A 13,662-nucleotide genomic window follows, 5' to 3' on the forward strand; every position below is an offset into this window, starting at 1 on the left:
AAAAAAATTGACTTGTACACCTTTGAATCTATGATGAAGTCATGCCGTACAGACCTGACAATCTGTACAGATCTGGATTCGAGGTGCGCCGATGCCCCACACAGCCATGAAACCCAAAATCGCCATCAGCGCCTGCCTGATGGGAGCCGAAGTGCGTTACAACGGCGGGCACAAGGCATCGCGGCTGTGCAGCCTGACCCTCACTGATTATTTCGATTTCGTTACGGTGTGCCCGGAAGTCGCCATTGGCTTGGGCATCCCTCGCGAACCAATCCGTCTGGTCGGCAACCCAGAACATCCGGAGGCTGTCGGCACAATCAACCCGCAGATCAACGCCACCCGGCCGCTGGCCGAGTACGCCCGGAAAATGGCGGCAGAGCTGGACGACATCTGCGGCTATATCTTCATGCAGAAATCCCCTTCGTGCGGGCTGGAACGGGTCAAGGTCTACCAGGCCAACGGCGCAACAATGGACGGCGGTGGCCGTGGAATCTATGCCCAAGCCTTCTGTGCGCTGCATCCTGATCTACCGGTGGAAGAAGATGGCCGCCTCAATGACCCGGTGCTGAGGGAAAATTTCCTCACCCGCGTGTTCGCCTACAGCGCCTGGAAGCAGTTGCTGCAAACAGGCCTGACCCGGCACGCTCTCACTGACTTCCACTCGCGCTACAAATACCTGCTGATGGCCCATAACCCGGTGCAGTACAAAACCTTGGGCAAATTGCTGGGCAACATGGGCCAGTTCGATCTCGAAGAGCTCGGCCCGCGCTATTTCAGCGAGCTGATGGCGGCCCTGAAAAAATGCGCCACACGCCGCACCCATACCAACGTGCTGCAGCACCTCAGCGGCTATCTCAAAAAAGTCATCAGCCCTGAAGACAAACAGGAAGTGCAGCACGTCATCGGCCAATATCGCCAAGGCATCGTGCCGCTGGTGGTGCCGCTGACGCTGCTCAAACACTACTTTCGCCAACACCCGGATCCGTACATTGCGCAACAGGTTTACCTGCAACCGCATCCGGAAAACCTCAGCCTGCGAAACGCGATTTAATGAAAAACCCACCGGACACCAGCGCCAGCGAAGACCTCGGCACCGACTTCAAGAAGGCCCTGGACGCTGGCTGGCTGCCCATTCGTGAGGTGGCCCGGCAGACCGGGGTCAACGCCGTCACCTTGCGCGCCTGGGAACGCCGCTATGGGCTGATCGTGCCTCAGCGTACGCCCAAGGGGCATCGGCTGTTCTGTGCCGAACACGTGCAACGGATTCTGACGATCCTTACTTGGCTCAATCGCGGCGTGGCTGTCAGCCAGGTAAAACAACTGCTCGACACGCCTCAGGGGCTTACCGAGCCCGTCGGGAACGATTGGCTGGTGCTGCGCCAGATCTTGCTGCAAGCAGTCACTCAGTTGGCCGAACGCACCCTCGATGACACAGTGAATCAAGCGATGGCGCTCTATCCGCCACGCACCTTGTGTGAACAATTGTTGATGCCGTTGCTGGCGGAACTGGAACAACGCTGGCAAGGCCAGTTCGGTGCACAGATGGAGCGGGTGTTTGTTTATTCCTGGTTACGCAGCAAATTCGGCGCGAGGATCTACCATAACAACCGTCAGTTGCGCACCGCGCCGCTGTTGCTGATCAATCACTCGGACCTGCCGATGGAGCCTTATCTATGGCTCACCGCCTGGCTGATCAGCAGTGTCGATTGCCCGGTGGAAGTCTTCGACTGGCCACTCCCCGCTGGCGAACTTGCGCTGGCGGTCGATCACCTGCAAGCCCGCGGCGTACTGCTGTATTCCAGCAAAGCCATGAATCTTTCGCAGCTGACGAAACTTTTGAATGGCGTCAGCTGCCCAAAAATAATTGCCGGACCCACGGTGTGCATTCACCACGCCGAGTTATCCGCAAGAACCACTGCCATTGCTGACTTGTCCCTGGCCGAAGACCCATTGTCGGCCCATCAGGGCCTGATTGAGCGTGGGCTCATTTAATGACGCTTTTTTAATGGATCGTGCGGATACCACCATGCAATTGATCTGGCTGCGCAGCGACTTGCGTCTACACGACAACACCGCCCTCTCGGCCGCCACAGCCCGCGGCCCGAGTGTGGCGGTGTATTTGCTGAGTCCGCAGCAATGGCTGGCGCATGACGATGCGCCGTGCAAAGTGGATTTCTGGCTGCGCAACCTCAGCGAGTTACGCCATGCGCTGGACGCCCTGAACATCCCGCTGCTGATTCGCAAGGCGTCCCGCTGGGATGAGGCACCAAAGGTCCTGCTCGAGTTGTGCCAGCAACTGAAGATCGACGCAGTGCACGTCAACGAGGAATACGGCATTCATGAAACCCGTCGTGATGCAGCGGTGGCCCATGCGCTGAAAGCTCAAGGCATCGAATTTTACAGCTACCTCGATCAACTGTTGTTCAAGCCCGGCACCGTACTGACGAGAACCGGGACCTACTTCCAGGTCTTCAGCCAGTTTCGCAAGGTCTGTTACGAACGCTTGCATGCCTCATTGCCGAGATTGGTTACCGCCCCCGCCATCCAGGCTCCGCTGGGTATCGCCAGCGACGAACCGCCCTCTCATGTCGAGGGTTTCGACACGCCCGGCGATAGTTTGCGTGCTCTCTGGCCGGCCGGCGAAGCCGAAGCCCAACACCGCCTCGAGACCTTTACCGGCTCACAGATCGATTATTACCACAGCGAGCGCGATTTCCCGGCAAAACCCGGTACAAGCCAGCTTTCACCCTATCTCGCCGCCGGAGTCATTTCCCCCCGTCAATGTTTTCACGCCGCGTTGCGCAGTAATCAGGGGGAGTTCGAAAGCGGCAAGGTCGGCGCCGTTACCTGGATCAACGAGTTGCTGTGGCGCGAGTTCTACAAACACATTCTGGTGGGCTACCCACGGGTCTCCCGGCACCGGGCCTTTCGCCCGGAAACCGAAGCCCTCGCCTGGCGTGACGCTCCGGAAGACCTCAAGGCCTGGCAACAAGGCCGTACCGGTCTGCCGATCATCGATGCCGCCATGCGCCAATTGCTGGAAACCGGCTGGATGCACAATCGCTTGCGCATGGTCGTGGCAATGTTCCTGACCAAAAACCTGCTGATCGACTGGCGTGAAGGCGAGCGTTTCTTCATGCGACATCTGATTGACGGCGATCTGGCGGCGAACAACGGTGGCTGGCAGTGGAGTTCGTCCACCGGCACCGATTCGGCGCCCTACTTCCGGATTTTCAACCCACTGAGTCAATCGGAAAAATTCGATGCCGAAGGGGTTTTCATCAAATATTGGTTGCCGCAGATCAATGGAATGAGCAAAAAAGACCTGCACAATCGCGCGAGACTCGACGGATTATTCGGCGTGGCGGATTATCCATCGCCCATCGTCAACCTGAGCACTTCCCGCGACCGGGCCTTGGCCGCGTTCAAGAACCTGCCATCGAGAGAAAATTTATCGCCGCCGGGATGATTTGATGCCGCAGCATTGCATTATAAATACGGTATTGGGCCGGGAAATCATCTGGTGAAAAAGGGGAATTGGGATGAGTCGTATACCTCCAAGGCGATACTGGTTGACCGGCGCCAGCAACGGCATTGGTGCCGCGCTGGCCGAAGAAATACTGAAAACCGGTGCCCACCTGGCTGTCAGCTCCCGCTCATTGGCGCTATTGAAAGCCCTGTCTCAGCGTTACCCCGGACAAGTGCTGGTGGTCGCGGGTGATTTGACCAACGGCCAACGGGTGCGCGAAATCGGCGAGCAGATTGCCAAGGATTGGGGTTCTCTGGACACCATGATCCTCAACGCGGGCACCTGCGAATACGTCGACGCCAATCAGTTCGACTCGTCAATCATCGAGCACATCGTGCGTACCAACCTGCTTGCCAGCAGCTATTGCATCGAAGCCGCCCGGCCCCTGCTGCAGGCGGGTACTGCGCCGCACCTGGTAAGCATGGCCAGCTCGGTGACCTATCTGCCCCTGCCACGGGCCGAAGCCTATGGCGATTCAAAGCCCGGGTTGCGTCACCTTTTCGAGTCCTTGCGCATCGACGTGGAGCCGGAAAACATCGAAATGACCATCGTCAGCCCCGGATTAATCAATACTCCCCTGAGCAAGGAGATTTCACACCACCTCAACTGGTCGGTGGACGACGCTGCGCGGTACCTCTTCGACAAGCTCAAGAGTCGTCCTCGGGAACTTCCCTTACCGGAACTGCTTTTGCCTGTCCTTTGGCCTCTGCCGCAAAAGCCCGACCAGACGGGTCATGTAATCGGCAAACAGATGGTGCGACAAAATCCGCCGATCGAGGATATGCCGTGAAGCCTGAGCGTCCGTCAGGCCTTTCACACAGCGCGGGTCCACTGCCTTACACTGCGCGCCATGAAAACCATTCCCCACACGCAAATTGCCGAGCCTGTAGTCACCTGCTCGACGTGCGCAGCTTGTTGCTGCCAGCTTGAAGTCATGTTGATCACCGACACTGGCGTGCCCGAGCGTTTTATCGATACCGACGATTGGGGCGGGGAAGTCATGCTGCGACTGGATGACGGTTGGTGCGCCGCACTGGATCGCAACAGCATGATGTGCACCATCTACGAAAAACGTCCGCTGATCTGCCGGGAGTTCGAAATGGGCGCACCGGAATGCATCACCGAACGCCAGGGGATTGCGACGGCGTATCGGTGAAAGGGTCGATTTTAGAGATATGTCAGCAGGTCTGACGCCTTCGCGGGCGAGCCTCGCTCCTACCCACCGTACCCTGTAGGAGCGAGGCTTGCCCGCGAAGCTTTTGACGTTACAACGGCATCGTGTAATGCAGCGAGTAACTCTCTACGCCATCGTTCGGGCTGCTGATCCCGGCATTGGAATAGTGCGTGGCGCGAATCCCGACTTCATGTCCGCCGGTAAAGCGCAGACCAAACCCGAAACGGTCTTCGAACTGAAAGGCCCCGCCAAGTTTGTTGTCTTCGACTTCGGTGTTGGCAAACACCGCGATGCCGATACCCGCTTCAACGTAGGGCTTGATGGTCTGACCGGCAAACTCATACACCAGCACCGGCGAGAACGACAAACTGTGATTGCTCGACGTTTCATCGCCCTCCCAATAGGTGTAAGCACCGCTCCAGTAACCGGTCAAGCGACCGATGTCACTCTGAAGCCAGCTCTTGTCCCAGTCGAATTGCATGCCCAGTCGGTAAGTCATGGTCGAATCGCTGGTCTGGCCGACCCCGAACTCCACCCCGGCTGCCTGCGCGGTAAAACTGTGCCCCATCAATGCGGTCGCAATCGCGGCCAAGCAGAATAGTCGCTTCATTAGAAACATCCTTTTCCGAACAATTTCGTATGGTTTTTATGCTGTCCAACAGACAAAGCTATAGAAGTTGACGCTTGATCAGAAGTTCAGCCCAATTATTCGTTTCATCACATCTTTTATCTACAAGTCGAAGCTTTGCACAACACCCGTCGAATGCCACAAAATCGGCAAGATATTCCTGAAATGCTCCGGCTCCGCACTCGTCCAGAACCGGGCAGCGCGAGCAGGTCCCTCGGCCAGCAACTCACGCTCGGCCAACAATCGTTGAAGCTGCCGGGCCACAGCGGCACCGGTATCGATCAGGCTGATGCTCTGGGGGAGCATCTGCTTAAGCAGCGGCTTTAGAAAGGGATAATGCGTGCAGCCAAGAATGATCGTGTCTGCACCTTCAGCCAGCAGCGGATCAACATACCCTTGCAGTAATTGACGCAATGCCTCGCTGTGCAGATCGCCGTTTTCAATCAACTCCACCAACCCGGGGCACGGCTGAGTGATCACCCGCACATCAGTGGCGAAACGGTCGAGCAAGGCGGCGAACTTGGCACTTTGTAAAGTGCCGGTGGTGGCGAGTACGCCAACTACACCGCTACGCGTCGCCGCTGCAGCCGGTTTGACCGCAGGCTCCATGCCGACGATGGGCCACTCGGGGAAATCGCGCCGCAAGTCCGCAACACCCGCGACTGTCGCGGTGTTGCAAGCGAGCACCAGCGCCTTGGCGCCCTGCTGCTGAAAGAACTGCGCCATGACACTGCAACGCTGACTGATGAATGCCGGAGATTTCTCACCGTAGGGAATATTCCCGCAATCGCCGAGGTACAAAAGAGACTCGTTGGGCAGCAACTGCTGGATCTCGGCCAGCACGGAGAGTCCACCGACGCCGGAATCGAATACAGCAATTGGCGCTTCACGCATGGCTTGACCCGCAGACGTTGCAGCCCGGATCACGCTTGACCCGTAACTCACGGAAGCGCGTGCCCAAGGCATCGATCAATAACAGGCGCCCCACCAGCGGCTCGCCGAACCCCACCAGCAACTTCAGCGCTTCGAGGGCTTGCAGACTGCCGACCAGGCCCACCAGCGGACCGAGTACGCCGGCTTCGCTGCACGTCAATTCGGCTTCGCTGCCATGCCCGTATAAACAGTGGTAACACGGGCTTTCCGGACGGCGGGGGTCGAACACCGACAACTGCCCTTCCAGCCGAATCGCCGCACCGCTGACCAGCGGTTTGCGCGCCGCGACACAGGCGGCGTTGACCGCTTCGCGGGTGGAAAAATTATCCGAACAGTCCAGCACCAGATCCACCGCCGCAACTGCCGCAGCCAGGGAATCTTCATCCAGTGCGGTGCGATGGGCAATCAACTGAATCTCGGGATTGATCGCGGTCAGACGACGGATCGCCGAATCGACTTTGCTCAGGCCTACGCTGTCGCTGTCGTGAACGATCTGGCGTTGCAGATTGGTCAGGTCAACCGTGTCGAAGTCCGCCAGATGCAACTCACCTATACCCGCCGCAGCCAGGTACAGCGCAACCGGCGAGCCGAGACCGCCGAGGCCGACAATCAGCACGCGGCTTTCTTTGAGCCGCAACTGGCCGTCTATGTCGACGTGTTGCAGCAGAATCTGCCGGCTATAACGCAGTAATTCCTGATCATTCAGCACGGCAAGCGCCCCAGACTGATGCGTTCGTGACCGCCCAGATCGGTGCGGCTGTGGACCTCTTCAAAACCGCGGGTCAGCAGCAAATCGCGCACGGCCTCGGCTTGATCGTAACCATGTTCGAGCATCAACCAGCCGCCCGCCTCAAGATGATCCGGTGCCTGGGCGACGATCAAACGCAAATCGTCTAGCCCATCGACGCCGGCCACCAGGGCACTGGCGGGTTCGAAGCGCACGTCGCCCTCCGCCAGATGCGGATCGGTCGAAGCAATGTAGGGCGGATTGCTGATGATCAATTGAAAGCGTTGGCCTTCCAAAGCGCTGAACCAATGGCTACTCAGCACTGTGGCGTTGTTCAGGTGCAGCCGCTGGCGATTGCGCTCGGCCAGGGCCACGGCTTCCAGCACCCGATCCACGGCGGTGACTTTCCAGGCCGGACGTTCGCTGGCCAGGGCCAGGGCGATGGCGCCGCTGCCGGTGCCCAAATCGAGAACCGTGGCCGGGGTCGCCGGCAACAGTTCCAGCGCGGCTTCCACCAGCAGTTCGGTGTCGGGACGCGGAATCAGCGTGTGGGGCGCGACTTCCAGGTCGAGTTTCCAAAAGCCTTGCTGCCCCAGAATGTAGGCCACCGGCTCACCGCTACGGCGGCGTTGCAGGTACTCGGCAAACTTCAGGGCCGCTTCGCTCGGGACGATACGCTCAGGCCAGGTGTGCAGAAAACTGCGAGACTTGCCCAAGGCAGCCGCCAGCAGCAATTCGGCATCCAGACGCGCGGTGGGCGAGTCGGGCAAATCGGCGGCGCGCAACAAGCTGGCAATGATCGTCATTTACTCACCTATCGCTGCCAATTGGTCGGCCTGGAACTCGGCCAGCAGCGGTTCGATCACCGCATCCACGCCACCGGCGAGAATTTCGTCGAGCGAATACAGCGTCAGGTTGACCCGGTGGTCGGTGACCCGGCCCTGAGCAAAGTTATAGGTGCGAATACGCTCGGAACGGTCACCGGAACCTACCAGCAACTTTCGCTCGCTGGCGATGGCATTGGCTGCTGCGCTGGTCTGTTGGTCGTTAAGCTTGGCCGACAGCCAGGACATCGCCCGGGCGCGGTTCTTGTGCTGGGAACGTTCTTCCTGGCACTCGACAACAATACCGGACGGCAAGTGCGTGATACGAATCGCCGAGTCGGTCTTGTTGACGTGCTGACCACCGGCACCGGAGGAGCGATAGGTGTCGACCCGCAGATCCGCCGGGTTGATCTCGATCGCTTCCTGCTCGTCCGGCTCGGGTAACACGGCCACGGTGCAAGCCGAGGTGTGGATGCGGCCCTGGGATTCAGTGGCCGGAACCCGTTGTACGCGGTGCGCACCGGATTCGAACTTCAACTTGCCGTAAACATTCTCGCCTTCAACCCGGGCAATGACTTCTTTATAGCCGCCGTGTTCGCCTTCGTTCTCCGAGAGAATCTCGACCCGCCAGCCACGCCGCTCGGCGTAGCGCGAATACATGCGGAACAGATCGCCGGAGAAAATCGCTGCTTCGTCACCGCCGGTGCCGGCACGGATTTCGAGGAATACGTTGCGCCCGTCGTTCGGATCTTTGGGCAGCAGCATGCGTTGCAGTTGGGCTTCGATTTCGATCAGTTGCTCTTTGGCTTCGCGGACTTCTTCCACGGCCATTTCGCGCATGTCCGGGTCGCTGTCCTTGAGCAGCGCCTGAGCCCCTTCGAGGTCACTCTGCACTTTAAGCAGCTGTTTATAGGTGCCTACGATTGGCTCGACTTCCGCGTATTCCTTGGAATAGGCGCGGAACTTGTTTTGATCGGAAATGACCTCGCCATCGCCAAGCAGGGCGGTCAATTCCTCGAAACGGTCCTGGAGGATGTCCAGCTTATTGAGCAGTGACGCTTTCATTGCGGTTTTTTATCCGAAAAGCTATCCGATGAGCCCTCACCGAGGGCAAAGAGTTCCTGGGCCATGGCCAGCGCATCGAGGCGGCCTTCGGCAGAGAGCTTTTTCAATTGCACGCTCGGAGCATGCAAGAGTTTGTTGGTCAGGCCGCGGGCCAGTTGCACCAGCACGTCTTCGGCGCTGCTGCCATTGGCGAGCATGCGCTGGGCTTTCTGCAATTCTTCGTCGCGCATGCGCTCGCTTTGTTGACGATAGGCCTTGAGCACATCCACCGCCGCCAGTTCGCGCAGGCGAACCATGAAATCTTCAGCACCAATCGACACCATCTCTTCGGCGGCCTGGGCGGCGCCCTGACGGCTCTTTAGGTTTTCGGCGACCACTTCGTGGAGATCGTCGACGCTATACAGGTAAACGTCGTCCAACTCGCCGACTTCCGGTTCGATATCCCGAGGGACGGCGATATCCACCATAAAAATCGGCTTGTGCTTACGCAATTTCAAGGCGCTTTCCACCGCCCCTTTACCGAGAATCGGCAACTGGCTGGCGGTGGAACTGATGACGATGTCACTGCGCACCAGTTCTGCCGGGATGTCCGAGAGCAGCACTGCGTGGGCGCCGAACTGCTCGGCCAGGATGCTCGCACGCTCCAGGGTGCGGTTCGCGACCACTATTCGCTTCACCCCCAGCTCATGCAGATGGCGGGCGACCAGGGTAATGGTCTCGCCGGCGCCGATCAGCAAGGCCTGGCTGCGTTGCAAATCACTGAAAATCTGTTTCGCCAGGCTGACCGCGGCAAACGCTACGGATACCGGGTTTTCGCCGATGGCGGTGTCGGTACGCACCTGTTTGGCCGCATTGAAGGTGGCCTGGAACAGTCGCCCGAGCAGCGGACCAATGGTGCCGGCCTCGCGAGCGACAGCGTAAGCCGATTTCATTTGACCGAGAATCTGTGGTTCACCCAGCACCAGCGAATCGAGCCCGGAGGCAACCCGCATCATGTGACGAACTGCCGCATCATCTTCATGCACATAAGCGCTCGCGCGCAGCTCATCGAGACTCAGATGATGATAATCGGCCAGCCAGCGCAACACGATGTCAGCCGAAAGGTGATCCTGTTCTATATACAACTCACTGCGATTGCAGGTGGAGAGGATCGCAGCTTCGCGGCTGTCGGTAAGTCGGCAGAGCTGCTGCAAGGCCTCAACCAGCTGCTCAGGGGTAAAGGCCACGCGCTCGCGGACGTCTACTGAAGCAGTCTTGTGGTTAATACCGAGTGCAAGGAAGGCCATTCAAGGTCGCTGATGGTGACGTGAAGCCGACAATTGTCCTACTTCGACAGAGCCAGAACAACTACCACTGACTATTGCGTCAATTACCTGCCCCTATAAAGGCATCCATCGACACTCGGTTATGTTTGGCCGAAGGCTTGTGTCATGATGATCCGACCGCAGGTTAGTCGTCCTCTTCCTATATGAATAGATCTTCCGCGTTGCTCCTCGCTTTTGTCTTCCTCAGCGGCTGCCAGGCCTTGGCACCCGTTTCGTCGGACGGTACGCCGCCGGTCGAAGACAGCGCTCCAGCTCCTGAAAAGCCCAAGGTTTACAGCTCGTTCAGTGAAGAAACCATCTTCAGCCTATTGAGCGCCGAACTGGCTGGCCAGCGCAATCGTTACGATATTGCCTTGGACAACTACGTGACCCAGGCCCTCAACACCCAGGATCCGGGCATCTCCGAGCGGGCATTTCGCATTGCCGAGTATCTGGGTGCCGATCAGGCTGCCCTCGACACCGCACTGGTCTGGGCCAAAAACGCCCCGGACGATCTCGAGGCGCAACGGGCGGCGGCCGTGCAACTCGCCCGCGCCGGGCGTTACGACGACTCCATGGTCTATATGGAGAAAGTCCTGCAAGGCAAAGGCGACACGCATTTCGACTTCCTCGCCCTGTCCGCCGCCGATACCGATCAGGAGACCCGCAACGGTCTGATGAAAGGTTTTGACCGCCTGTTGCAGCGCCATCCGCACAACAACCAGCTGATTTTCGGCAAGGCCTTGCTGTTGCAACAGGACGGCGATACCAAAGGTGCCTTGACCCTGCTCGAAGACAACCCGCCGGACGAGGGCGAAATAGCGCCGATCCTGCTGCGCGCGCGCCTGCTGCAAGGGCTCAACCGTGGCGATGAAGCCCTGCCGCTGCTGCAAAAAAGCATCAAGAAATACCCGGACGACAAACGCCTGCGCCTGACTTACGCGCGCATGCTGGTTGAGCAGGACCGCATGGACGACGCCAAGGTCGAGTTCTCTAGCCTGGTGCAGCAATACCCCGAAGACGACGAACTGCGTTATTCCCTGGCCCTGGTCTGCCTGGAAGCCAAGGCGTGGGACGAGGCCAAAGGTTACCTGGAAGATTTGATCGCTCGGGAAAGCCATGTCGACTCGGCACACCTGAACCTGGGGCGCATTGCTGAAGAGCGTAACGACCCGCAGGGCGCATTGATCGAATACGCCCAGGTCGGGGTGGGCAACGATTACCTGCCGGCACAATTGCGTCAGGCCGATATTCTGATGAGCAATGGCAAGACCGCCGAAGCCCAAAGCCGTCTGGCAGCCGAGCGCGGCGAGCAACCCGATTACGCGATCCAGCTGTACCTGATCGAAGCCGAAACCTTGTCCGCCAACAAACAGGGCGACAAGGCCTGGAACGTCTTGCAGCAAGCCCTGCAGCAATACCCCGATGATCTGAATCTGCTGTACACCCGGGCCATGCTGGCAGAAAAACGCAATGACCTGGCGCAGATGGAAAAGGATCTGCGACTGATCATCAAGCGCGACCCGGACAATGCGATGGCATTGAATGCACTCGGCTACACCTTGTCCGACCGCACTACACGCTACGCCGAAGCCAAGGCCTTGATCGAACAGGCGCACCAGCTCAACCCGGAAGACCCGGCAGTCCTGGACAGCCTCGGATGGGTCAATTTCCGCCTGGGCAACCTTGATGAAGCCGAGCGGTATTTGCGCCAGGCGCTGGAGCGCTTCCCCGATCAGGAGGTCGCCGCTCACCTGGGTGAAGTCCTGTGGGCCAATGGCAAACAGCGCGAAGCCAAGAAAATCTGGAGCAAGTTCCTCAAGGAACAACCCGACAGCCCTACCTTGCGCGGCACCATCAAGCGCCTGACCGGATCAGAGACTCTTTAAGATTATGTTTTTGCGCCATCTCATTATTTTCAGCTTCATCGCCCTGCTCGCCGGCTGCGCGGGCTTCGTTGCCCGCGAATCGGTCCAGGGTCAAGGCAACAAGGCCCAATGGCGCGAGCACAAACAGCAACTGACCGGTCTCGACGGCTGGCAGATCAACGGCAAAATCGGCATTCGTGCGCCAAAAGATTCGGGTAGCGGCACATTGTTCTGGCTGCAACGCCAGGATTACTACGATATCCGCCTCTCCGGCCCGCTGGGTCGTGGCGCGGCCCGCCTGACCGGTCGCCCTGGCAAAGTCTCGCTGGAAGTGGCCAATCAGGGCCGCTATGACGCGCCGACCCCGGAAGCCCTGGTTGAAGAACAATTGGGCTGGAAACTGCCGGTATCCCATCTGGCATGGTGGGTTCGCGGACTCCCGGCCCCGGACAGCAAAAGTCGCCTGACCCTCGACGTCGACAGCCGCCTGGCCAATCTCGAACAGGATGGCTGGCAGGTCGAGTACCTCAGTTATGCCGAGCAAAACGGCTACTGGCTGCCCGAGCGAATCAAACTGCATGGCACCGACCTTGACGTCACGTTGGTGATCAAGGAATGGCAACCACGCAAACTGGGGCAGGGAACATGACTGCGCCACGCCTGACACTGCCCTCGCCCGCCAAGCTCAACCTGATGCTGCACATCCTCGGTCGCCGTGAAGACGGTTACCACGAGTTGCAAACGATTTTTCAGTTCCTCGATTATGGCGATGAAATCACCTTCGCCGTTCGCGACGATGGCGTGATTCGGTTGCACACCGAATTCGCCGACGTCCCCCACGACAGCAACCTGATCGTCAAAGCCGCAAAAAAACTTCAGGAGCAATCCGGTTGTTCGCTGGGGGTCGACATCTGGATCGAAAAAATCCTGCCCATGGGCGGTGGAATCGGTGGCGGCAGTTCGAATGCGGCAACCACATTGCTGGGTCTCAATCATCTCTGGCAACTGGGTTGGGATGAGGATCGGCTGGCCGCGCTGGGCCTTACGCTTGGCGCCGACGTCCCGGTTTTCGTGCGTGGCCACGCGGCTTTCGCCGAGGGTGTGGGGGAGAAACTCACCCCTGTGGAGCCCGAAGAACCGTGGTATCTGGTGCTGGTGCCGCAAGTATCTGTAAGTACAGCAGAAATTTTTTCAGATCCACTGTTGACACGTAACACTCCTCCCATTAAAGTGCGCCCCGTTCCCAAGGGAAACAGTCGAAATGACTGCTTACCGGTGGTAGCAAGGCGTTATCCAGATGTACGTAACGCATTGAATTTGCTAGGTAAATTTACCGAAGCAAAACTCACCGGAACTGGAAGTTGTGTGTTTGGGGGCTTCCCAAGCAAGGCTGAAGCTGATAAAGTCTCGGCCCTTCTGACAGAGACCCTTACAGGGTTTGTAGCGAAAGGAAGCAACATTTCGATGTTGCATCGCAAGCTGCAAAGTCTGCTCTAAAAGGAATCGAGTACTGGGTACTCGTTGCAACAGATACAGGGGCGTCGCCAAGCGGTAAGGCAGCAGGTTTTGATCCTGCCATGCGTTGGTTCGAATCCAGCCGCCCCTGCCAT

Annotated in this window: 14 protein-coding genes and 1 tRNA gene; 9 read left to right on the plus strand and 6 right to left on the minus strand. The window is 58.6% G+C overall.

What is annotated here, in order from left to right; genetic code table 11:
* Positions 1-91 precede the first annotated feature (91 nt).
* From MMG91_RS25445 to MMG91_RS25465, 5 genes are all read left to right on the plus strand, one after another.
* On the plus strand, positions 92-1,051 hold the full coding sequence (locus MMG91_RS25445; protein ID WP_310661069.1) for a DUF523 and DUF1722 domain-containing protein: 960 nt from the start codon (positions 92-94) through the stop codon (positions 1,049-1,051).
* Positions 1,051-1,992 (plus strand): MerR family transcriptional regulator, encoded by a 942-nt coding sequence (locus tag MMG91_RS25450; RefSeq protein ID WP_305446874.1) that lies wholly within the window; start codon positions 1,051-1,053, stop codon positions 1,990-1,992. The genes MMG91_RS25445 and MMG91_RS25450 overlap by 1 nt, the downstream gene beginning before the upstream one ends.
* Positions 1,993-2,026: 34 nt before the next feature.
* On the plus strand, positions 2,027-3,469 hold the full coding sequence (gene phrB / locus MMG91_RS25455) for a deoxyribodipyrimidine photo-lyase (RefSeq protein ID WP_310661070.1): 1,443 nt from the start codon (positions 2,027-2,029) through the stop codon (positions 3,467-3,469).
* 73 nt (positions 3,470-3,542) lie between these two features.
* Positions 3,543-4,319, plus strand: a complete 777-nt coding sequence (locus MMG91_RS25460; RefSeq protein ID WP_310661071.1) for an SDR family oxidoreductase — start codon at positions 3,543-3,545, stop codon at positions 4,317-4,319.
* A gap of 60 nt (positions 4,320-4,379) precedes the next feature.
* On the plus strand, positions 4,380-4,685 hold the full coding sequence (locus MMG91_RS25465) for a YkgJ family cysteine cluster protein (RefSeq protein ID WP_310661072.1): 306 nt from the start codon (positions 4,380-4,382) through the stop codon (positions 4,683-4,685).
* A gap of 109 nt (positions 4,686-4,794) precedes the next feature.
* Here the strand turns inward: MMG91_RS25465 and MMG91_RS25470 are convergent, their stop codons facing one another.
* The 6 genes from MMG91_RS25470 to hemA all read right to left on the minus strand — a co-directional run bounded on the left by MMG91_RS25470 (position 4,795) and on the right by hemA (position 10,166).
* The gene (locus MMG91_RS25470) at positions 4,795-5,313 is read right to left on the minus strand and encodes an acyloxyacyl hydrolase (protein WP_192345469.1); all 519 of its coding nucleotides are present in this window, start codon (positions 5,311-5,313) and stop codon (positions 4,795-4,797) included.
* A 120-nt stretch (positions 5,314-5,433) separates the two neighbouring features.
* Positions 5,434-6,225, minus strand: a complete 792-nt coding sequence (gene murI / locus MMG91_RS25475; protein ID WP_310661073.1) for a glutamate racemase — start codon at positions 6,223-6,225, stop codon at positions 5,434-5,436.
* Positions 6,218-6,973, minus strand: coding sequence for a molybdopterin-synthase adenylyltransferase MoeB (locus MMG91_RS25480; RefSeq protein WP_305446878.1), 756 nt, complete (start codon positions 6,971-6,973; stop codon positions 6,218-6,220). Before MMG91_RS25480 ends, murI begins: the two co-directional genes overlap by 8 nt.
* Entirely contained in the window at positions 6,967-7,797 is an 831-nt protein-coding gene (gene prmC / locus MMG91_RS25485; protein WP_310661074.1) for a peptide chain release factor N(5)-glutamine methyltransferase, read from the minus strand. Before prmC ends, MMG91_RS25480 begins: the two co-directional genes overlap by 7 nt.
* Entirely contained in the window at positions 7,798-8,880 is a 1,083-nt protein-coding gene (gene prfA / locus MMG91_RS25490) for a peptide chain release factor 1 (RefSeq protein WP_305446880.1), read from the minus strand.
* Positions 8,877-10,166 (minus strand): glutamyl-tRNA reductase, encoded by a 1,290-nt coding sequence (gene hemA, locus MMG91_RS25495; protein WP_305446881.1) that lies wholly within the window; start codon positions 10,164-10,166, stop codon positions 8,877-8,879. The genes prfA and hemA overlap by 4 nt, the downstream gene beginning before the upstream one ends.
* Before the next feature lie 182 nt (positions 10,167-10,348).
* On the opposite strand from hemA, the gene MMG91_RS25500 reads away from it, so the two are divergent.
* The 4 genes from MMG91_RS25500 to MMG91_RS25515 all read left to right on the plus strand — a co-directional run bounded on the left by MMG91_RS25500 (position 10,349) and on the right by MMG91_RS25515 (position 13,661).
* Positions 10,349-12,073, plus strand: coding sequence for a tetratricopeptide repeat protein (locus MMG91_RS25500; protein WP_310661075.1), 1,725 nt, complete (start codon positions 10,349-10,351; stop codon positions 12,071-12,073).
* Positions 12,074-12,077: 4 nt separating this feature from the next.
* The gene (gene lolB, locus MMG91_RS25505) at positions 12,078-12,701 is read left to right on the plus strand and encodes a lipoprotein insertase outer membrane protein LolB (RefSeq protein ID WP_310661076.1); all 624 of its coding nucleotides are present in this window, start codon (positions 12,078-12,080) and stop codon (positions 12,699-12,701) included.
* Positions 12,698-13,549, plus strand: a complete 852-nt coding sequence (ispE, locus tag MMG91_RS25510; RefSeq protein ID WP_007905805.1) for a 4-(cytidine 5'-diphospho)-2-C-methyl-D-erythritol kinase — start codon at positions 12,698-12,700, stop codon at positions 13,547-13,549. Before lolB ends, ispE begins: the two co-directional genes overlap by 4 nt.
* Positions 13,550-13,586: 37 nt before the next feature.
* Positions 13,587-13,661 (plus strand) — tRNA-Gln (locus MMG91_RS25515).
* Position 13,662 lies beyond the last annotated feature (1 nt).

The sequence above is a fragment of the Pseudomonas sp. JL3 genome, assembly GCF_031570575.1.
Taxonomy (GTDB): Bacteria; Pseudomonadota; Gammaproteobacteria; order Pseudomonadales; family Pseudomonadaceae; genus Aquipseudomonas; species Aquipseudomonas cucumis.